The following is a 22,507-nucleotide window of genomic DNA, read 5'->3' as shown; positions in this document are numbered from 1 at the left end:
CCCCGCCGCGCACGGGCGTGTGCCTTCGCAAGGGGAAAAGCCGAAGGCAGTGGACGATTTATGAAAAAACCTTCGATCTCTGGATGGCTCGCCACCCGAAGCTCGAAGAGCGAGGAATGGTGGAGCTGAGGGGACGCTCCACTCCGAAAGGATTTTTCGCCGCTCTTGCAAGGATTTCTAAGGAAATCCGGTGCCTACTGGTACATACTTTGGGTACAAACCTGGGTACAAGAGACGTGCGATATGGCTCGGTCTGCGATCAACGATTTACGGTATCTCGAACTGCATGGGGGCAAGTGGCGCGTGACTTTGGGCGTGCCAAAGAAGTTGCGCGCAAGAATCGGAGCCAGTCGCCTGAAGCGATCGCTTGATACCGACAGTTTGGCAATCGCCAATGCCTTGAAATGGAAGATAATCGGCGAGTTGAAGGCGCAATTGGCAGCCGCTGCCGACATAGTGGCGGGTAATCGTGCGGCGGTGATGAAGGAGGCAAGTCAGATCGCATCCGCCGCCAACGGATATTCCGCCCATACACGAGAACATCTGCTCCAAGAGTTCCTTGCAACGCGCGTTCCGGAAATACTGGGCAATCCGATCGACGTCGTTTATGAAACGATCATATCGTCCGGCAACGGTGAGGACGAAATGGTTGAAGAAACCATTTCCCGCTACGTCTATGATCCGGAGAAGGAAAAGCTTGCCGACGACTACGCAGCAGTGGCCGCAGGCGACCAACTGCAGATTGCCCTGGACGATGCGGATTACAAAGGACTGCGTCTCAAGGTGTCACCCAGGACTGTCGATGATCATGACCGTGCCTTGGGAATGCTATCGGCGTGGTGTGTCGATAATGGATACGGCGATGACATGCGTAAGGTGGATGATGTCGTTGCGGCCAAGTTCGTTTCCTGGATGGAGCACCAGGGTCGGGCGCATCGAACCATCAAGAAGTATGTTTCGCGGCTAAATCTCTATTTCGCTTTCCTGAAGTCCAAGGGCAGGCCAGTCGTCAATCCCTGGAGGGACGTTTACGTCTATACGCCGCTTGAGAAAAACAATGAAGTGGAGCGGCCATTCACCGAGCAGGAGGTCGCCGACCTCCTGCTGGGGCCGGCCAAGCCAGCTATGAAGGATCTGATGATGATAGCTGCGCTCACAGGAGCACGGCTGGACGCCATCGTTGATCTGAAAGTGGAAGACGTGATCGACGGAAAAGCGTTTCGCTTCAAACCACAGAAGCGAGAGCGAGGGGAGAGGTTCGTTCCCATTCATCGGGATCTGGTTGAAATCGTGAGACGTCGGACGGCGGGTAAATCGCCGGAGGAGGAGTTCTTTCCTGAATATCCACCCAATTCGAAGGACCCGAGGCGGGAAAGGAGCTTCGCTGCTTCGAAGCAGTTCACGACATACCGGAAGTCGATGGGTGTGCACGAACAACTTCCGGGCAAGCGTCGCTCGCGTGTGAATTTCCATTCCTGGAGACGCTGGTTCGCAACCAAGCAGGAATGGGCAAAAGTCAGGGCCGGGGTCACCGCATCGATTATGGGTCATACGAGGGGGAGTATTACACTCGACGTATACTCGGAGGGTCCGGACATGCGTTTGGCGCGCCAGGCGGTGAACAAAGTTAAATTGCCGCCTCTGGACGGATCCACGATAGTCCAGCCGCAGGCCGTTACGCCCCGCCGCTAAGTTGCGGGGCACGGGCGTTCCACCCGACCCTGCGATAGGCGTCTCGTCCGCCCTCTATGCTGCCGGTCTTCCCGAAAGCCTGCGGCAACCATCCAGAATGCGCAAGGCACTGCCCCAAAGCCGGAAAGGCTGGTGGCTGCAAGGTGCGCTGCGTTTAGTTGCGCCTCGGCGAAGCCTGCGTTGGGGCGCTTTCGGTCGTGAGCCGGGAGAGGAAGATTGGTCGATTGCCGCCGTTTCTATCCGCTATGCGCACGATTGTTGCCAGACGCACGGTTGCCGCATTGACGTAGCGTTAACGCAACATTAAGGCGCGCCGTCGTGGGCAGAGAAAGAGAGGTCTCCCTTTTGAAGGGCGGTATCTCATTTGTGGGCATCAGCCTGATCGCCTCCGAGGCATTGTCGGCGGTGGTTATGTTAATGGGGGGGCGGTCAAATGAACGGTAACGACAGATATCAAGGCATCAGTCCGATCGCATCGGAAGCGTTGGCGCGCTACGTGGCGCAGATCGACGTTAAACCGGTCTACAACAAGACCCTGCCGCCGCCGGAAGGCGAACCCTTCCTCGAAACCCAAACCGGGCTGAAATACTGGCTGATGAAGTATGGGTCGAAGTTGGGGTGCCAGAGTGCCGTTTTGACCGAGGATGCCTCGATTTCCATGCATTATTATGGGGGGGGGCGTGAACGAGGGGGCACCTATCTTTTTCGCTATCGCGGCTTCCAGATCGGCTTTCTCTTTCACGAGCTGAATGGACGGCCCTTTCCACAGCTAGACGTTTTCCCTGACAGGGACCGCGAAAGAGGGATTTCGATCTGGACTGTCACCGGAATCGGGACGCCGGTTTTCGATGAGGAGGCGATTCTCGCCCGAAACTGGCACGGTGAAATCCTCTATTACAAAACCGGCGAGCTCAAATACGATTTGTCCGCCTCCCGGACAAAGGGGTTTGTGACAGGGCTTTCCTGGCAGGATCGTATTTCTGGTAAATCCGACAAATTTGAGAGCCGGGAGCAGCAAGACGAGATGTTGTTGATCTGGGCAGATCTTTTTACCGGGTTAAGGTCGCGCCTTGTTGCGTTTCTCCATAGCGATTGGCGCGGCTTGCCGAGCGCAATGCAATTTACAGACGATATCCAAAAACAAATTGAGAATGGGGATCTTATCCGGTGAGTGAGCAGTTTATAAACTGGAATAACAATATTTTCAAATTTTTGAATGTTGCTATAAGATATTTAAAATACTCTACAGTACTCACGTTGTTCGGAACGGTTGCACTAGCCGCTGATACAATATCATGGGGTGCCAATCGGATATCCTTTTCCGAGATTGAGTTTGAATATGTTTATATTTGCACCGATTTCGAGGAACTTGATCCCGATCGATTTCGGGAGTTCTATATTGAGAGGTTTCCGGAGCGGTCAGTTCCGGTTTTTACCGCGGACAGCAACTTGGTGCCCGATGAAAGCAAGGCGCCGATCTTGATCGTTTCTGTAGCCACAAAACCCATTGGGCAAGACGTCTTAAGTTGCCTCAAAGGCAACGCGCTAATGGAAGGTGATTGGATCGAGGCCGTCCTCAAGCAGGATCAAGAGGTAGGGACAATCCCAGAATACCTTAAGAAAATTCCATATGGAGAAAGCATGTCTCCAATAATATTGTCATGTACTTATCACCACAAAGAAAACATATATTATTCATCTATGATAACATTAGTTAAAGATCAAGGGGATTATGACGACGAAATGAATTGCTCGCTACAACTAAACTGATTCAGCGTTTGATAGTTGTTTCCATTTTCTATGAATTGTCGTTAGCTAGGCTCAGGACTCGTTAATCAGAGCCAGAAGATGACGGTTGCGGCGATGCAGATGGCTGAAAAGAAGGTGTGAGCGCATCGATCGTAGCGGGTAGCGATGCGCCGCCAGTCCTTGAGCTTGCCGAACATGTTCTCAATTCTATGGCGCTGGCGATAGAGCGCTTTGTCGTAGTCGATCGGCTGCTTGCGGCTTTTGGTCGGCGGAATGCATGGCTCGATGCCCCTGTCAGCGAGAGCTTGGCGGAACCAATTGCTGTCGTAACCCTTGTCGCCAAGCAGGCTGTCGGCGGACGGCAGCACGTCGAGCAAGAGCCTGGCGCCCTTGTGGTCGCTCATCTGGCCTTCGCTCAAAAGCAGTATCAGCGGCCGGCCCTCGGCGTCGCAAACGGCGTGCAGCTTGGAGTTCAGCCCGCCTTTCGTCCGCCCGATACGACGGGGAACATCCCCTTTTTAAGAAGGCTCGCCGCGGTGCGGTGGGCCTTCAGATGCGTGGCGTCGATCATGATGCGCTCGGGTTGCGGCCCTTCGCCGGCCAGCGCTGCAAAGATCCTGTCGAACACGCCCAGCCGGCTCCAGCGAATGAAGCGATTGTAGAGCGTCTTGTGCGGGCCATACCCGCTTGGTGCGTCCTTCCACTGCAGGCCGTTCCTGATCACGTAGATGATGCCGCTAACCACCCGCCGGTCGTCAACCCGCGGAATGCCGTGGGAAAGCGGGAAATACGGTGATATCCGCGCCATCTGGCGCTCGCTCAACAGAAACAAATCACTCATCAGGACCTCCTTCATCGGAGACCCTGAATCACATCTCACATCAAATTAATAGGTCCTGAGCCTAGTGAAGGATGGATGTGGTGGATAATTTAGACAAGGGGCCGTTGATTGCGGAATTCAGCGATGGAACAAAAATATTCCGAAATGGTGTTTTGAATAGCCATGGGTATTTTGAGATAAAATTGGGAATATACAATTTTGGCTCGGAATTCAATCCAAATACGGGACGGTGGACCAGCGAAGGCGCTGAATTTTCTACATCTGTTTCGGGTGCAGATATTGCATTCGGTACAGGAAACGATGGAATGACAGCAAGTATAAGCGGGTTAATTGGAATTGTAGATGTGGGAATAGTTATTACCGAGCAAGGGGATATCTTGCCGGTAATTGGTGCGAGTGTGGGCACGGATTTATTTGGAATTGGCGCTGGTTTCGTCCTAGCAGATGATGGATCCAATCTTTCATCCTATAATAATATAACCGTAATGCCAAGTGGAGCTGTAATAGCAACGGAGAATTTTCCGGGAGACGCAAAATATCCAAATGTAAAAGTAAAGGTGACTATTTATTCTCCCGATGGCAAGTCGGAAACCTTATTCAGGAGCATAGGGGACCCTCAACTTGCTGCTGATATGGCTGCGGGCATAGCTCCTCATGCGGGCTTTGATGGGCAACATTGCTTCACTGCCGACACACCCATCGCCCTGTGGGATGGTACGCGCAAACCGATTGCCGATATTCGCGCGGGGGACATGGTCGTGTCCTACGGCGCGGATGGCGGGCTCGTTCCGGGCCGGGTGGCGCGCACGTTCAGGGGTGAGACCCATGATTGGGTTGAACTGAGCTATGCGGCAGCGGACGGCGCGGAGCAAACCTTGACGGCCACGCCGGGTCATCCGTTCCTGACGGCCGATGGCACGTTCGCGCCGATTGCCGAACTGATCGACGCCAATGGCCATGCCGAGATCGTCCTTGTCGACGGCCGGACCGTATCGGCCAAGGCGCGGCTGGTGCGGTGGACGCGTGAAACCGCGGGGCAATACGAGGCGGCCGCTGCCGTATGTACCCAGGGCCATTTGGCGCTCAAGCCCCGGCCGCAGGACGCGTGGGCGACCTACAATTTCGAAGTCGAAGGAACGCATACCTATGTCGCGGGCGGGGTACGCGTGCACAACCGGTGCCTTGAAAACGTCGTCACGGAAACCACGCTGAATGCGCTTGTCGATGCGGGGATTATCGACCCGGATACGGATACCATCATTCAGACCGAGAGCGGCCAGTATCTGCTCTTCACGCAGGAGGGGCGCCACGTTACCGAAGGCGCGCTCGAGGGCCAACTGCTCACCCAGGTCATCGAGGTCTTTTCAGACTATGCCCAGCATGTCGGCGACGCGATCGGGAGTGTGGGGGTGACCCAATATCCGGCAGGCTTCGGCATCCATGACGTTTTCGAACTGAGCTACGACATGTTCAATTCCTGCGAAACCAGCCGCGTCGACCTGTCGGGGAGCCGGGAGAAGGCTGGCCGATTGCCGCAGTTTCTATCCGCTATGCGCACGATTGTGGCCAGACGCCCGGTTGCCGAGTTGACGTAGCGTTAATGCAACATTGAGGCGCGCCGTCGTGGGCAGAGAAAGAGAGGTCTCCCTTTTGAAGGGCGGTATCTCATTTGTGGGCATCAGCCTGATCGCCTCCGAGGCATTGTCGGCGGTGGTTATGTTAATGGGGGGGGGCGGTCGAATGAACGGTACGACAGGTCCGTTGATCGCGTAGATTCGAAATCTGGCAGAGCGAGTTGATTTGAGTGTGTAGAGTGGGCGTTTCAGAAATGCGTCGGTTCCGATTGCCGTTCGATGTGTGGCTGTCGATCGGCGTTGTCCTGTTCGTCATTTTTCTGCGGGTTGAGCCGTTTGGGATGGGTGAGGCCCTATTCAGGGCGTTTGGGCAATGGTGTGCGGAAAAATGCTCCGATCCGCCGTCTTGGTTGTTAACCAGTCTCGCGTTTGGCGTTCCCATGCTGGTTGCTGCGACAGGGGCTGTTATCTCGGTCATCCGCAAGGACAGGATACTGTTTTACCGTATTAGCGGCATACATGCGTATGCGGCGGCAGTTGCGGGTAATTTTTTTGGCACTGTATTACAGAATAGTTACGATGCAAGTAGTTATTCATATGACTTTGTATTAAGTGTAACTATCTTATTTGTTGCTGTGTGCTATAGCACAATAAATATTTCGTTTCTTGTGGCAATTTACCTTGTGGGGTATTCTTTGCGAAACTCTGTTTGGTTTGCTATATTTTCTTCATTGTTGGTAATTGGCTATATTTTTGTTTCGATGTTGGCTGTGTATTTTTTGTCAGGATAGAGTTTGTCTGTATAGAAATCAGTAAAATATGTGGCTCTAATTAGGTGGGAATGCGAAATGAGTGATCTTGACCCGAAAATTTATGCTCCGAATATTGCCCTTTACGGGGCCGATCACGCAGCTGCGGCGCAGTATGCCGCGTTGGCGTTGGGGTTTTCGAATTACGGCGTGGGCAGTTCCGCGGTAGTCGGGTCGATCCTCGAAGAGGTGAACGATTATTATACTAACGGGCCTGGCGCCGCCGTGGGGGTATTGTCGCCGATTGGGTTTCGCATGTGGTTCTTGGCGGGCATGAGCGCATGGCGTTAGCATATGCGTGGCTCAAAGCGCAAAGCCCTGACTTCCGTGATTCAGTGAACGCCTGGGATAAGGCGCGGCATGACGACGCCTGGCTAATGCGCGACATCGGCGACGGCAATATCCAGGTTTACACGGCGCTTCGCCTGCTCGAAGGTTACAACACGCAATATCCCGACAGTGATCCACTGGGGATCAAGAAATACAATGCCGACTATACGAGCTTGGTGAGCGATCTGCTTGATCGCGACAGTCCGGCAACGGCCAATTTCGCGGCCCTGAAGGTGAAAGCGGCGCTGGAATGGGGCGCGCAGCATGTCAGCAACTGGTCGGAATTGAGCGGTGCGGAAAGGGAAGCCTTCTCCGTATGGTTCTACAATGCCTCGGAAGGCGCCCTGCTCGAGCGCGAGGGGATGGTCGATTACCGGCCCGATCTCGGCAGCTATATTCCAAAGGAATATCTGGACAATCGTGAACTCATCGAAGCCGTTGCAACCGGCGATATGAGCACCGATGACATCTATCTCTGGATGGGCCTGCAACAAGCGACTCAAGAGAGTGTGTCGTTTGACCAATTCCAGCAAATTAAAGAGACGCTTGGGGATGCCTACGGTCAATGTTTCCCCGCCGGTACGCCTGTCCTGCTTGCCGATGGTACGGAGATGCCGATCGAGGCGGTCCGGCCCGGCGATATGGTTATGGCCTTCAACGGGCTGGGTGGGCTCGAGCCGCGCGCGGTGGTGCGGTTGTTTTCCAACGTCACGGAAGAATGGCTGGAACTGTCGTTCGAGGACGGTCGCGCGCCCCTTGTTGTGACGCCTGGGCACGCGTTCCTGACGCCTGAAGGTGATTTCCGCAAGATCGGCGACATGGTGAACGCCGCGGGCCTGGCACGGATCGTGCTGGCGGATGGCGCGGTTGAATGTGTGACTGTGCGGTCCATTGTTTATGGCGCCAGTACCGCGCACCTTTTTGAAGAGGCCTCGTCAAGACTTGCCGCTTCCGGCAACGCCGCCCTCAAGCCCATGCCGGACGGGGGCTGGGCGACGTATAATTTCGAGGTGGCGGACCTGCATACCTATGTCGCGGGCGGGGTGCGCGTGCATAATGAGAGCACGCTTTCGGATCATACCATCTCGGCGAAGGAAGCGGGTATTCTCAAAAACATGTTCCCGGACGGGCGGGTCCATCTGATCGATGTCGGGGACGGGAAGTTCATGTACTTCCTCGACAAGGATTTCAAGGTCATCCACGCCGACGGAACCACTACGCCCCTGGGCGACTATGTCGGTATGACCCTCGAGGGCGCGGAGGTGCTGGGCGAGGCGGTCGGCGATACGCTGGACAATATTCCAGGGTATATCCAGAGCTTCGCGCCGCAGATCATTGCGGACCTCGTCATGGGCGGTGATCTTGAGGAGGTTGCCGAAAGCTATGCCGTTCAGCTGGCGGTCAATCTGGGCGTGGACTTTCTCGCCGACGTCTTCGATCTCAACGCGGACATCCTGGATATCGACGCTGCGACGGGATTGCCGATTATCGACGAGCTTAAGTTCTTCGATAGCTCGGCAGGGCAGGCGATAAAGGGTGCCATTATCCAGTTTGCAGTGGTCGCGGCTCTGAGTGGCGGCGAGCTGGACGGGTCGGATTATGCCAAGCTTGCAGCCAACGCATCGATCCGATTCGCGGTAACCGAAGTGGTCAAGCAGTTCGATTGGGCCGCTGACACGGTTCCCTCCGCCATCCTGGCGGGCTCCGGTGAAATCGCAAAAACGGCCCACCTCACGCCGGCCGGCGCGGCGGCGGTTTCCGCTGCGGTCACGTTCTTCTCCAATCTTATCGATCATGGTTTCGAGGATTTCGGAGAGACCGTCCTGCAAACGGCCATCGCGGGCGCTACAACCTATATCGGCCAAAGCATCGGCGTAGCGCTCACACCGGCTTTAGGACCTTTGGGCCCCGTTTTGGGCGGCATCCTGGGAAGTGTGATCAGCAGTCTGTTCGGCGGCCTGTTCACGCCTCCGCCGCCCCTGTTCCATATCGAGGAGAACGCGGACGGCACGCTGAGCGTGTACATCACGGAGAACTCCGGGGGCTATATCTATGCCGCGCGTCCGGGGGCGGATGATGACCTGATTGGGTCGAACGGGCATGATGCGTTGATCGGCTCGTCCGGGAACAACGAACTGCATGGCCGGGATGGCGACGACCGTCTGGGAGGCCATGGCGGGAACGACCTTCTCACCGGCGGCAAGGGCACGGACACCCTCGAGGCCGGCGCGGGGAACGATACCGCGCTGGGCGGAAGCGGTCACGATGTTGTCGATGGCGGCGCCGGTAACGATATCGTCTCGGGCGGAGACGGAAACGATATTCTTTATGGCGACAGCAGGTCCGATGAGGAAGAGGTGGACCATACACAGCGCGGCGATGTCTCGCGGTTGGGCGAGGAGGGGGAACCCGATGCCGACGCGGATGGAGCGGACGAGGACGAAAGCGCCGAAGAGGATGGCGGAACGGGCAATACCACGGACGATCCCGACGCCACCCACAACGATGTCCTGCTCGGCGGCGCCGGAAATGACAGCGCGTTTGCCGGCCAGGGTGACGACTTCGTAGACGGCGGCTTTGGCGACGATATCCTGCTGGGGCAGGACGGCGACGACGTCGTCGTCGGTGGCGCGCACGATGACTTCATCGATGGCGGGAAGGGGGACGACGTCGTCGATGGCGGCGCTGGGGCCGACAGACTCCACGGCGGTACGGGCGCCGATGTCCTTCACGGCGACAAGATGGTCGTGCTCAGGGACACGGCGGTCACGGCCGCTATCCGTACATGGCTGGAGACCAAGGTTCGGACCTCGAACGCGCTCAAGGAGCAACTGGGCATCAACAAGGTCTATCAGGCAACAACGACGTTATCGGTGGCGCCGTTCGCTGGGGCGCTGACGCTCGGGGAACTGCTCACGACCAAGGTATCCTCCGTCGAAGGTGCGCTGGTGGCGGGGCTTGAAGGCGAGACCGCCCCGGTCTTCGCGGCTTTCATGGCCTGGCTTGCGGATACGGATGCCGACCTCAAGGCCGAGATCGAAGACGGTGCCTTTGATTACCTGTCTTCGGATTACGAGGCACCTGTCGACGACCCGGATACGGAGGAAAACGAGGCCGAAGGTGTGCCGGGTCAGCTTCTCGTGACAATTGGCGGCGGCGACGACGAGATCAAGGCTGGCGCGGGCAAAGACGTGGCTTACGGCGGTTTTGGCAATGACATGCTGAATGGCGGTTCCGGCGACGACGTCCTTTACGGTGACGGTTTGGCCTCATCGCTCGACGCTGACGGAAACCCGATCATCGAAAATGTGGGCGCCGGGGATGACAGGATCTACGGTGGTGCCGGCAATGACCAGATTATTGCCGGGGACGGCAATAATGACGTCTATGGCGGCGATGGCGACGACCGCATCATCGCCGGGAGCGGAAACGATACGATCTATGGCGGGGCGGGTGCGGACGTTGTCTCTTCAGGAGATGGCGACGATGTAATCTATGCCGGGGACTCCGGTAATCCTGACGGGAACGATGGAGAAACCGCGGACGATTTTGCCCTGCAGGACATCGTCAACGCAGGAGTCGGCAACGACATCGTTTACGGCCAGGGTGGCGCTGATTATCTCAGCGGCGGAGACGGCAACGACGCGCTGTATGGCGGCGATGACGAAGACGTTCTTTCCGGGGATGACGGGGATGACGCCCTGTACGGCGGGGATGGCAAAGACGTTCTGAACGGCGGTGATGGCGGGGATATCCTGCGCGGCGGTGCTGGCAGCGATATGCTCAATGGTGGCGCAGGCAATGATGATATCGGTGGAGGTTCGGGTGATGACATCGTCCAGGCAGGATTAGGCAACGATATCGTCGATGGCGGAGCGGGCAACGATACGCTTTTGGGCGAGATCGGTGCGGACACGCTCTCGGGTGGCGATGGCAAGGACGTGCTCGTTGGCGGCTCGGACAACGATGTCCTTTTCGGCGGTACCGATAGCGACACGCTTCTCGGCGGGTCCGGAGACGACGTGTTGTCGGGCGGTTTCGGAAACGACGAGCTCGAAGGTGGCACCGGCAACGACGCGCTCAACGGCAACGGCGGCAATGACATTATATACGGCGACGCCAAACAAGGTGGTACCGGGGGTGCCGACACGATCGACGCCGGGGCGGGGGACGATATTGTCCATGCAGGCGCTGGCGACGATACGCTTTGGGGCAGACATGGTGCCGACGCGCTGAAGGGTGAGGCCGGCAATGACAGGCTGGATGGCGGCGACGGTGATGATGCGCTCGATGGGGGCTTTGGCGACGACCTTCTCGACGGCGGCGGCGGCAATGATGAACTCTTTGGGGGTGCCGGTGCGGACCGGATCAACGCGGGTGAAGGCAATGATTTTGTCAGCGATCACGAGGGAGCCGATACGGTCACGCTCGGCGAAGGCAACGACCGGTTCGTTTCTATCGCGAGTGATACGGAAGGCGATGTCGTCGATGGTGGCACCGGAAACGATACCGTGCTGGGCGGGGCCGGAGGTGATCGATTCACTGGCGGCGCGGGCAACGACCAACTGCAAGGCGGTGCGGGCTCGGACGTACTGGATGCCGGCGATGGTGACGATGATCTGTCCGGCGGCGCGGATGCCGACACGTTGATATCGGGTCGAGGTATCCAGCGTCTCGACGGTGGTGAGGGGAACGACCTCTACAGGATCGACCTGGCGGGCCTGCGTGGTACCATCGAGGACGTCAACGGGGTCGACAAGATCGAATTGAGCTCGCAGTTTGAGCCAAAGGACATTGTACTCGAGAAGGACGGGAACGACCTTCTGCTGCGCTCACGCGCAAATCCTGACGATCACATCCGTATCGTTAATCAGTTCGACGGCTCTCCCAAGATTGAGGCTGTCACCTTTGTATCGCACGACTTCGCCTTGGATCTGACGAACGTGATCATTGGCTCGGACGGCGACGACAACATCACCGGGAGTGAAAACGACGATGTTGTTCTCGCGCTCGCAGGCGATGATATCGTGGTTGGGGCCGGCGGCGATGACTTCCTTGACGGCGGGCCCGGCAAGGACGTGCTGTTTGGCAACGACGGCAATGACCTAGTTCACGGCTCATCGGAGGACGACCTTCTCAACGGGGGAGAGGGGGGCGACTTCATCAACGATGGTATCGGTAGCGACATGCTTGTCGGCGGAAATGGCGCAGACGCATTCGCGTTGACGGAAAACGCAGGTGATCACGACACTATTGCCGATTTCCAGAAGGGCGTCGACAGGATCGATCTCAAGAGTTTCGGCAATCAGTTCGTTTCCTTCAAGCAAATGGAATATTTCGGCGCCGAGTTTGCGATGGAGGGCGCAAATTCCGTTCTGACCTTCGATGGAGACCAGGAAGTCACCATTGAGGACGTCAATTTCGAGGTGCTTTCAGAGAGCGATTTTGAATTCGATCTACGGGAGATCTCTGGAGTGACGGGGACGTCCCTGAACGAGATCGTCACGGGCAGCACAGGGGACGATGTCATCGATGGGGGAACGGGATTCGATATCCTGACGGGTGGTGATGGTGCTGATGTTTTCGTAATAGGCGATCATGCTGGCGATATCGATACGATTGCGGATTTCGACGTGTCGCAGGACGTCGTTGACCTCTCTGCGTTCGTCGACAATGCGTCGGTACATCAATTCGACGTCGTGCAGCAAGGTGCTGATGTTACGGTGTCCCTGGGGAACGATCAGCACCTTATTCTGGAGAACGTTCAGAAATCCGAACTGACGATGGAGAATTTCAAGTTCGATTTCTTCGAGAACCGGCCTGATATCGACCGCTATGCCGGACCAATCCTGCATGATCTTGCGGGCGACGACGTCATCGAGGAAGAAACCGCAATATTCGAAGACGATGTTAAAATTGCAGCGGAGGATTATGGCGAAGGCGTAGCAGACGCCGCAGGCGCGGATGCAAGCACTGGAACCGGTGCAGGTGCATCGGGATATGGCGCTGGCAATGCAGGTTACGGCACTAACGCAGTCGGCAGCGGGAGCATTAATACCGCGACAGGGCCTGATGGCGGATTTGATCGTACGCTGGAAAACAACGAGTACTACACCGGCTGGTGCAGAAAGAACCTCGTCAGGCCGGGAGAATTTTTCGGTACATCCCTTGATGACCTGATGCACGGTTCGTACTGGAGCGAGAAAATCTGGGCCGGCGCCGGCGATGACAAAGTTCTTGGCGGCAATGGGAACGACACGATCTGGGCCGAGAGTGGTAATGATTATGTGTCGGGTGGTAACGATAACGACACCATTTATGGCAGTACCGGAAACGACGCTCTGCATGGTGACGACGGTAATGACAGGCTCTATGGCGAGGCTGGAAGCGACGTACTCTCCGGTGGGAATGGCAACGACATCGTCGATGGAGGCCCGGAAAACGACCGGCTTTATGGAAATGCCGGCGATGATACGCTCAAAGGCCAGTCTGGCAACGACTATCTGTCCGGAGGCTCCGGCAACGATCAGCTCTACGGCGGTTCCGGCAATGATACCGGCAATGGAGGAGAGGGCAACGACCGTTTGTATGGCGAGGACGGTCACGACGTCCTGAATGGCGGCTCCGGCGACGATTACGCCAATGGTGGTAATCATAATGACTACATCACCGGTGAAGACGGAGCCGACGAACTGCATGGCAGCTCCGGCGACGACGACCTTCATGGCGGCAATCATGATGACAGGCTTTATGGTGGTTCCGGCAATGACGACATAACGGGTGATAGCGGCAATGATCTGGCCGATGGTGGCTCGGGTTACGACCGGATTTCCGGCGGTAGCGGGAATGACCACCTTAATGGCGGCGCCGAAAACGACTACCTTTCGGGGGATGACGGAAACGACAGGCTCTACGGGGGGTATGGTGACGACACCGTTTTGGGCGGCAACGGCAGTGACCATGCCGAAGGTGGTGCTGGCAACGATCTTGTCGACGGCCACAGCGGCAATGACGTTCTTTACGGCAATGACGGCGACGACCGCCTGAACGGCCATGACGACAATGACCATCTTCATGGCGGTGACGGGAATGATACCGGAACCGGTGGCAATGGTGATGATCGCATATACGGCGACGACGGTAGCGATCGCCTCCATGGCGGGAATGGTGACGATCTGGTAAGCGGCGGCCAGGGAAATGACTATCTCGCTGGCGACGAGGGGCACGACCGATTGCACGGCGATGATGGCAACGATGAACTCGTCGGGCATAGTGGCAACGATGTTCTTTCTGGCGGAAGCGGCAGCGATACGCTTTCGGGTAATAGCGGGAATGACGCCGTCCACGGCGGAACGGGAGAGGACTATCTCTACGGTCACGACGGAGAAGATCGCCTTTTCGGAGATTCCGAGGATGATACCCTGTCGGCTGGGGCCGGAAACGACCTTGCCGATGGCGGTTCCGGGAACGACCGGATCAACGGTCAGGCTGGTGACGATCACCTCTTGGGTGGTTCCGGTAACGATCATTTGCTCGGGGAAGCAGGCAACGACGTCATCGAAGGACAATCGGGTGCTGATCTGATCGAAGGCGGCGATGGTGACGACTATCTCGAAGGCAACGAAGACCGCGATGCTATATTCGATGCTTCGGGTTCAAACTTCGTCCATGGCGGGGCCGGCGCTGACTTTCTCGCTGGCGGAGCCGGAAACGACATTATCCACGGCGGCTCGGGGAGCGATCTGATCGGCGGCTTTGAAGGTGACGACCATATCGACGGCGGCACCAACGGTGATGTCATCGACGGTGGTGATGGTCATGACCGATTGCTTGGTAAGCATGGAAACGATCGGATTCTCGGCGGCAATGGCAAGGACTCGCTCGATGGCGGCGAAGGTAGTGACTGGCTTGTCGGTGGTGCCCACAACGATATCCTTAACGGCGGCAAGGGCGATGATCTCCTCGCAGGCGGAAGTGGCGCCGATCGATTGTTTGGCGGCGATGGTGCCGACATAATCGTAGGGGGCGCGGGCGCCGACCTTCTTCACGGGGGCGCCGGCGCTGACATCTTCAACTACGATGCGCTCGCTGAGAGCACGTCTGCGTCGATCGATGTCATTGCCGACTTCGACCGCAACGAAGACAAGATCGACCTCAGCGACCTCGATATGGTCTTCGATGACCTCGAAATTGCAGTCGTAAACGGCGATACCGAGGTCTCCCTCGAAGGAACGGAGTTTAAACTGCGTCTCTTGGGCGATCATCACGATCTATCGGCCGAGCACTTTCAATTGTAAGGCCAGGCCAATATGGGGGACGTAGGCGAAGACCTTGTAAAGGCGGCACTCAACGCGTGCCGCCCTCTCCTGGTCGGGGCGCTCGCATTCAGTTTGGTTATCAACCTTCTAAGTCTGGCAGTTCCGATCTATTCGATGCAGGTGCTGGACCGGGTGCTTTCGAGCGGGTCGCTGAACACGCTGGTCATGTTGACGCTGATCGTTGTGGCCTCGGTCGTGTTTTCGGGGCTGTTGACGGCGTTGCGCTCCATCGTGTTCTCGCAGATTTCGCGATGGCTCGATGACGAGATATCGTCGAAAATCGTGAGCAAGGTCATTCCCCTGGCCCTGCACCGGCAGAATGTCGGCGCGCAACCCCTCCGCGATCTGAATGCCGTGCGGAGCTTCGTTGCGTCGCCCACGATTGCCAGCATTCTCGATGCGCCCTGGGCAATTCTGTTTTTCATCGTTCTCTACATCATCAACGTAACGATTGGCATCGTGGTCACCATCGCCGCAGTGCTTCTTCTCGGCCTTGCCATTCTTGCTCAGCGCGCACCGTCGAAACTCCTGGCCTCTTCCGGCGATGCGCAGGTCAAATCCATGCAATCGCTGGATGCGGTCATACGGAACGCTGAAGTTGTGCGCGCCATGGGCATGACGACATCTGCAACACGCGTCTGGCGACTTGAGAACAACAAGGCGCTGGAAGACAGCTATCGGGCGGGGAACATTGGCACTGTGATCTCCAGTGCGGCCAAGACTTTTCGCATGGGGCTGCAAATCCTGATCACGGGCCTCGGCGCCTGGCTGGTGATAAACGGTCAGATGTCCATGGGCGCGATCATTGCGGTCAATATGCTGACCGGGAAGGCACTGGCCCCCTTCGATGCCGCTGTCGCAATCTACCAAGGTTGGACGAACGTCAAAAAAGCACGCAAGCGCCTCACGCCGGTTTTCGAATTCAAGGACAGCGCCGGCGACAACATCGAGTTACCTGAACCAACGGGAGCACTCGGCCTAACAAACGCTTCTTATCAGGCCCCCTTGTCGAAGCGATGGCTCTTGAAGGGCGTTTCGCTTGATTTCCCGGCAGGTGGAGCCACCGGAGTTGTCGGGCCGAGCGGAAGCGGGAAGACGACGCTGTGCCGGCTTCTCGTCGGGATCAAATCCCCCACAACAGGTCAGGTCAGGCTGGATGGCGCATCGCTAGACCAGTGGCGGCCCGAGCAATTGGCTCCCGCGATTGGTTACCTTCCGCAAGATATTGAACTTTTTTCCGGTTCTGTGGCTCTTAACATTGCCCGGATGCAATATGATGCTGATGACAGGGCTATCGTTGAGGCTGCTCAATTGGCCGAGGTGCACGACTTTATCCTTGGCCTTCCTGAAGGATATCAAACTGACATCGGTGCAAATGGATCGGCATTATCGGCCGGTCAGAGGCAACGGATAGCGCTCGCCCGATGCTTTTTCGGGAAACCGAAACTCCTCGTGCTCGACGAGCCGAACTCCAATCTCGACACCGAGGGTGAGCACGCGCTCGTTCAGGCCATGCGTAACGCGAAGGAAAGAGGGATAACGACCGTCGTGGTCGCGCATCGCCCCGCCTTGTTGCATCACATGGACCGGATCGCCGTCCTCAAGGCCGGGGAAGTCGCGTTGCACGGGCCTGCCAGGGAAGTCATGGACACGCTTGCAGGAACGAACACGTCGGTGCAGCCGCTCAAGATCGATCGGGCGGGGGCATGAGCGACAGCACGGCGTCTTCTGCGCCGGGATGGCGTGTGTTTTCCTATGATCGGCGAAAGGCCGGTCGTGGGCCGATGCTGATGGGATTGGTGTTCCTGATCCCGATTTTGGTCGCGTTCGCGGCATGGGCCATGCTCGCGCCCTTGAATTCAGCCGCGATCGCTTCGGGTGTCATTGTACTGAGCTCGGAACGGAAGACTGTACAGCACCTCGAGGGTGGGTTGGTAACGGAAATCTATGTCGCCGAGGGACAGGCCGTACCTCAGGGCGCACCTCTACTTGTGGTTCAGGATCTGGCGGAACGCGCGCGTATCGATGCGCTCACGGTTCAGTTGGTCAATACGAACGCACAGATTGCGCGCCTGAACGCGGAAAATGAAGGCTCGACCGCACCGGATTTCAGCGCTATCGCGGCGGACCTCGACGTTTCTCCTGACGTCGTAGACCGCTTTGCGGATATGCATCTGCATGTGTTTCTCAATCTCACCGGGTCGATCAATTCCGCCATTCAGCTCTCGGAATCTCGCAAGGTGCAGATTCGGAGGGAAATCGAGGGGTTGTCCGCCCAATTCGAGGCAAAGCAGCGGGAACTTGCGCTCATAAGGGACGACCTCGAGGCGCAGAGAGTTCTTCTCGCACGCGGCGTGAGTTCACAAACCCAGGTCAATGCGCTTGCGCGAACGGAAGTTGCTCTCGAAGGTGAAATCGGCTCTCTTTCCGCATCGATCGCCCGGCTCGAGCAGTCCGTACTCGATCAGGATGTCGAAGTGCTCAGAATGCGGAATGATCGCGCATCAGCACTGCTTGGCGAGCTTCAGGAAGCTCAGGTCTCCGCAGAGAGCATTCGGCAAGAACTCGTCACTTTAATGGACCGTCAGTCGCGTGCGGTAATCCGCGCGCCTGTGTCCGGACGCGTTTTGGATATGCAGGTTCACACCATCGGTGCGGTTATCTCTCCGGGAGCTCCTTTGATGGATGTAGTGCCTGACGAAGACGATCTGATCATAGAGGCACGCGTGTCACCTGCAGATATTGACCTCGTCTCGCCCGGCATGTTTGCGAAGGTGCAGCTTTCGGCCTTTAAGGCAAAGAAAGTGGATAAGCTCGATGCGACGGTGATTACCGTGTCGGGAGATATTCTGACCGACGAGATGTCGGGTGAGCAATATTTTCTGGCGAGGCTCAAGGTCGGGGAGGCTGCTTTGGCCGAACTTCCCGGTGACGTTGAACTGTCGCCCGGCATGCCGGCCGACGTCTTCATGATCGCGGGCGAGCGGACCATGGCGGAATACCTGCTCGCACCCATTCTCGATGCCGTATACCGAGCTTTCAGGGAAGATTAATGACTTTTATGCGTCAGACCCTATTGAGTCACGAAGGGCTTCTGCATCGAATGCCGGCGGCAAAGCTAGCGCAACTGCAGGGAGAGGCGCTGGACCTCTTTCGCGCTTCCGAGCGGCACAGGGATGCGACGATATCGGAGTTTTCCGTCTCGATCCTTCCGGCGATTCACTTCGACCAGTTCCGCATTTACCGCGATGCCAAAAGGCCGGTCGGTTGGGTCAGTTGGGCCTTTATGACCGCCGACGAAGGGCGCGGCTATATGGCCGGCAATTTCGACTTCCAGATATCCACCTGGATCGGTGGGGATTACCTGTGGTTTATCGATTTTATCGCACCGTATGGGCATGCTGCAAAGATCGCGGAGGACCTAAGGAGCAACGTGTTTCCGGACAAGATTGGCTTCGCTCCTGACCTTGATGCGGCCAACGGTTCCAAAAGGGTACGGAAGTTCTATGGCGCGAGAGTGAAGGGTGCTGGCGGGGCAGTAAACGACCTCGATTTCCTGGCATCTGATGACACTTGACACTCATCCGGCCAAGGAGGTTGCAGCTCGCGGGCGCACTCCTCAGCGGAGGCTTACGTTGGTCCGCGCCCAAAATCCTTTTTAAAACCGCGTCTATAAGCCCCGGAAACCGCCCGACCGAAACGTGGCTGGCCCTGCCCCCGCGTTCGGCCATAGGCGCCCGAAACCCCTTCATGGGCGCTTCCGGACCGAACGAGCGACTCGCGCGTTGTCCCTCCAGAGCCGGCTTGTGCCGTCTGCCGATCTTACCTGAGCTGATCGAGCCTGTTCGCGTCGGCCGCTATGCCCATTTCAATACGCTCAATGGAGCACGCCAAACTGCGCCGCCATGTTGCGACAGCTCTTCCCGCGCTCGCGAGCCCTCGCAGGAGCAAATATTTGAGCGGCATGTTGCAAAAATACAACGTAAGTTAATCCTTGTCTGCCGCACGACGCAAGCGTTGCAAGGTTCCCTCCGTTAAGTCGCTCATTTTATTTGATATTTTTAAAAAGTCACAAGTCAGCGACCCCGCCGGTGCCGGAACCTTAGAACACGGTTTCGTAGGCCGTATGCGGTCGATCCGGGAAAAGCTGGCAAATCCAGTGGCTTACAGTGAGGGGAAGGATAGTTTCGTCTATTCCTCGTCATTCCGGATATTCCTTTCTGTGACGCAAATTCATTTCCTTCACAATCCTTGCCAAGCGCTCCATGCAAGTCACTGCAAGTGCTGAACTTTCTGATTGTCTGGGGAAACGAACTCCTTGCAACATAGTGGCTCCACAACCCAAGGAGCCCCCATGTCTATTCGGCAGCAAGGAACCGGATACGTCGCCGACTATCCCGATGCCCAAGGCAACAGGCGCCAGAAGCTGTTTTCCGATCGCGACAGCGCCATCCTCCACCACGATCTCAATACGCATGGCGGAATCTTTCGCCCCGCCATGTCGACACGCGCCTTCGTGACGCTCTATCGCGACGCCGTGCGCGTCGACGCCACGCGATCCGAAACCTCACGTCGCAACTGCGCCTATTGGCTGTCCCGGTGCATCCCGGACGCTCCCGTTGCCCCGTTGGACAGGTTGGCGCCGCACGAGGTGCTGGCGTGGCGTCGTGCCGTCGCCCCGGACCCGTCAACGCATTTGGCCCACGCTTGCCTTGCCGTTCTGCGCGCGGCGTTCGATTTTGCGCTCGCGAGCGGGCTATGCCGCAGGAATCCCATCCGTGCCAGCGATCACGGGTACGTCAAGCGCCCCAAACCCGGGCCGCTGTTCTCGCCCACGCGGGGAGAACGCGGCGCCTTGGCCGAGTATTTTACCGGAGGCGTTTCGCTCGCCTTCGACCTCATGAACACCTGCGCGCTGAGACTGAGCGAGGTCGTTGCCCTGACCGCGCACTGCTATGATCCGATAACGCAAAGGTTGGAGCTGTTTGCGACCTATGACAGCCATTCCAACCAGATCGTTCACATGCGCAATGCTGCGCGTGCTCGGCCCGTCGGCGTTGAGGACGAAGGTCTCGCCGCACGGCTCGCGGCCGCGGTGCCCGCCGCCGACCCCTATCTGGTGAGGATCAGGGGCCGGGCAGGGACGATCCTCAAGTCCACGATGGCACGTCGCGAGATTGCCCGGCAATTGCGCGACGCGCAAAAACACATCGGCATCGAATGCCCCGAGACCAGCGGGCCGTACCAGCCGGACGCCTTTCGACGCGCCGCCGTCATCGACAGGATCGAAGCGGGCGGCGCCGACGTCAACATTCTCAAGGTGATGGCCTTCAGTGGCTACGCGGCTCCGACCGATTTCATGAATCGGTTCGGTACCTTCATCCGGGAGCCCGACGAGCGCGACGAAATGGAACGTGTCGCCGCTCTGATGCGCGTCATCTAGTGCTAGTGCTTTCCACTCGCTACGGAGAGATTTTATGATCACGATCCGGCCGATCGGCCCCACCAAGCGCAAACGCCGCGCCGTATTGGACGTCAACCTCCCTTTTGCGCCTCGATCGCAAGTCTTGTATCCGAGCCGGGAGGCGGCGGAGGTTGCCCGCACCGAACTCGCCGCCGATATGGCGATCGCCGCTGCATTGCGTGGTGTCACGTTTGGGGGCGCTTGCGCGACCATGCTTGCCGACCCCGAGGCGTTCAGCGGGTCCGGCCAGAAATTGCGGTCCACAGCCAAGGCACTTCGCGACGACATCAGGGAAACCCCGATCGCGGCCATGACATTGGTCTACCTGACGGAACTGTATGCCGATCTCGAACGCGCGCACATAAGCGACAGGCAGGTGAAAGAGCGCATGCGGCTCGTCATCCGCGTCATCGTCCATGCGTGCCGAAGCAGGGGGATCGAACCGCCTGTCCACCGTCTTGCGCAATTGCCGGTGCGGCCGCGCAAGGCCGGCTACGGAACGCGGGCACCGCAGTGCAGGACCCAGTCGACTTACCCCGACTGGGAGGATCTCACCGACCGGCTGACGATGGCGAAAGGTGCCCTCTCGGTCTTACTGCGTATCCTGATCTTGGCAGGCCTGCGTATCGGCGAGGCGCTCGCTTTGCGGCGGTCCGACGTCGACTTCTCGAGGCATGTCCTCCGCGTGCGGTCGACGATCGACAAGAAACGCATACGGAAGGTGCCGAAGTCGCCGGCGGGCATACGCGATGTTCCCATGAGCGCGGCGCTTGAGCGCACGCTGCGCGACTGGCTCGCCTGTGGCTGTCAAAAGCCCAATCGCCAGGTGGTGTCCGGTGAAGACGGCGCGGTGGTCGACTACGATCTCGCCCGCAAATGGCACACCGCTTTCGAGCGCGATCACGGCTTGGTCCACTTCACCTTCCACTCGTATCGGCACGCCTGCGTTTCGGTCTGGATTCATGCCGGAATCGCCCTAAGGCTGGTCAGAAAGTGGATCGGGCACGCCGACCTGCGGACGACGGTTAACACCTATGCAACGGCCTTGGCCGTGCGCGCGAGAGAGCGGAGTGCCGGCGCAGCCTTTGACACGCTGCAAGTCCGCCAAACGCCCGGATCGGACGATTGCCCGGCACCGGGGCAAGAGGGCATAGCGGGAGCGCCCAGCAGGCTGTTGAAAAAGGCACTCGCGGTGGGGCTTGTGTGGTGTTCACTGTCTCCGAAGGGTTCGGAGGACGAAGCATGCGTGGCGGGGACGGACGGTCTGGTGAGTTGTTCAGCTATGTCGACCTTGAGGCACGGGTGCGGCGCAATCATCCGCTGCGCGCCATCCGGGAGATCGTGAACGAAGCGCCGGTCGCGCTCGAGCGGGACTTTGCGGCGCTGTGTTCGCCGCTTGGCCGGCCGTCGATCCCGCCCGAGAAGCTGCTTCGGGCGATGCTTTTGCAGGCATTCTACCCGATCCGGTCGGAGCGGCTTATGATGGAGCGGCTGGAGTATGATCTTCTGTTCCGCTGGTTCGTCGGCATCGGCGTTGATGATGTTCGACGACAGCCCGCCATCCTTCGACGACATTCTCTCCACGATCGAGAAGCTGCAGGAATCCATCAACAGCTAGGCGCACGACCTGCCGAGGATTTGGAACTGACGATGCGCGAGAAGCCTTTCACCCGACCCACAATCATTGCTGCAAACGAACTCGTCGCCGCGGAGGTGCGTACGCACACGCA

At 57.9% G+C, this 22,507-nt stretch carries 13 protein-coding genes and 1 pseudogene; 13 read left to right on the top strand and 1 reads right to left on the bottom strand.

Annotated elements, in window-relative coordinates; all coding sequences use genetic code 11:
* The first annotated feature begins 243 nt into the window (after positions 1–243).
* The 3 genes from LG281_RS03895 to LG281_RS03885 all read left to right on the top strand — a co-directional run bounded on the left by LG281_RS03895 (position 244) and on the right by LG281_RS03885 (position 3,462).
* The gene (locus tag LG281_RS03895) at positions 244–1,692 is read left to right on the top strand and encodes a tyrosine-type recombinase/integrase (RefSeq protein WP_404404542.1); all 1,449 of its coding nucleotides are present in this window, start codon (positions 244–246) and stop codon (positions 1,690–1,692) included.
* Between the two features lie 433 nt (positions 1,693–2,125).
* Positions 2,126–2,863 (top strand): hypothetical protein, encoded by a 738-nt coding sequence (locus tag LG281_RS03890; RefSeq protein ID WP_404404540.1) that lies wholly within the window; start codon positions 2,126–2,128, stop codon positions 2,861–2,863.
* Positions 2,860–3,462, top strand: coding sequence for a hypothetical protein (locus LG281_RS03885; protein WP_404404538.1), 603 nt, complete (start codon positions 2,860–2,862; stop codon positions 3,460–3,462). Before LG281_RS03890 ends, LG281_RS03885 begins: the two co-directional genes overlap by 4 nt.
* 65 nt (positions 3,463–3,527) lie before the next feature.
* On the opposite strand, the gene LG281_RS03880 is transcribed toward LG281_RS03885, so the two are convergent.
* Positions 3,528–4,282, bottom strand: a protein-coding gene (locus tag LG281_RS03880; protein WP_404400331.1) for an IS5 family transposase whose coding sequence is annotated in 2 segments (ribosomal slippage) — positions 3,528–3,949 and positions 3,949–4,282 — 756 coding nt in all. Because the reading frame shifts where the segments join, the coding sequence is not laid out codon by codon here.
* A 632-nt stretch (positions 4,283–4,914) separates the two neighbouring features.
* Here LG281_RS03880 and LG281_RS03875 point away from each other — a divergent pair.
* From LG281_RS03875 to LG281_RS03830, 10 genes and pseudogenes are all read left to right on the top strand, one after another.
* Positions 4,915–5,877 carry a hypothetical protein gene (locus tag LG281_RS03875; RefSeq protein ID WP_404404536.1) on the top strand — a complete coding sequence of 321 codons (963 nt, stop codon included), beginning with the start codon at positions 4,915–4,917 and terminating at the stop codon, positions 5,875–5,877.
* 218 nt (positions 5,878–6,095) lie between these two features.
* Positions 6,096–6,647, top strand: a complete 552-nt coding sequence (locus LG281_RS03870) for a hypothetical protein (protein WP_404404534.1) — start codon at positions 6,096–6,098, stop codon at positions 6,645–6,647.
* A gap of 57 nt (positions 6,648–6,704) precedes the next feature.
* The gene (locus tag LG281_RS03865; protein ID WP_404404532.1) at positions 6,705–6,956 is read left to right on the top strand and encodes a hypothetical protein; all 252 of its coding nucleotides are present in this window, start codon (positions 6,705–6,707) and stop codon (positions 6,954–6,956) included.
* Positions 6,947–15,292, top strand: a complete 8,346-nt coding sequence (locus LG281_RS03860) for a M10 family metallopeptidase C-terminal domain-containing protein (RefSeq protein WP_404404530.1) — start codon at positions 6,947–6,949, stop codon at positions 15,290–15,292. The genes LG281_RS03865 and LG281_RS03860 overlap by 10 nt, the downstream gene beginning before the upstream one ends.
* A gap of 12 nt (positions 15,293–15,304) precedes the next feature.
* The gene (locus LG281_RS03855) at positions 15,305–17,023 is read left to right on the top strand and encodes a type I secretion system permease/ATPase (protein ID WP_404404528.1); all 1,719 of its coding nucleotides are present in this window, start codon (positions 15,305–15,307) and stop codon (positions 17,021–17,023) included.
* A complete protein-coding gene (locus LG281_RS03850; RefSeq protein ID WP_404404526.1) occupies positions 17,020–18,366 on the top strand; it encodes an HlyD family type I secretion periplasmic adaptor subunit in 1,347 nt (448 codons plus the stop codon). Before LG281_RS03855 ends, LG281_RS03850 begins: the two co-directional genes overlap by 4 nt.
* Positions 18,366–18,890 (top strand): toxin-activating lysine-acyltransferase, encoded by a 525-nt coding sequence (locus LG281_RS03845; RefSeq protein WP_404404524.1) that lies wholly within the window; start codon positions 18,366–18,368, stop codon positions 18,888–18,890. The genes LG281_RS03850 and LG281_RS03845 overlap by 1 nt, the downstream gene beginning before the upstream one ends.
* Before the next feature lie 777 nt (positions 18,891–19,667).
* Positions 19,668–20,756 carry a hypothetical protein gene (locus LG281_RS03840; RefSeq protein WP_404404522.1) on the top strand — a complete coding sequence of 363 codons (1,089 nt, stop codon included), beginning with the start codon at positions 19,668–19,670 and terminating at the stop codon, positions 20,754–20,756.
* A 34-nt stretch (positions 20,757–20,790) separates the two neighbouring features.
* Positions 20,791–22,122, top strand: coding sequence for a site-specific integrase (locus LG281_RS03835; RefSeq protein ID WP_404404519.1), 1,332 nt, complete (start codon positions 20,791–20,793; stop codon positions 22,120–22,122).
* Positions 22,020–22,319, top strand: a pseudogene (locus LG281_RS03830) (transposase); the annotation flags it as partial. The gene LG281_RS03835 and the pseudogene LG281_RS03830, both read left to right, overlap by 103 nt.
* Positions 22,320–22,507 lie beyond the last annotated feature (188 nt).

Source organism: Pelagibacterium halotolerans (genome assembly GCF_044811015.1).
GTDB lineage: Bacteria > Pseudomonadota > Alphaproteobacteria > Rhizobiales > Devosiaceae > Pelagibacterium > Pelagibacterium halotolerans_A.
The sequence above is the reverse complement of the archived record's forward strand: the minus strand, read 5'-3'. Positions and strand labels throughout refer to the sequence as shown.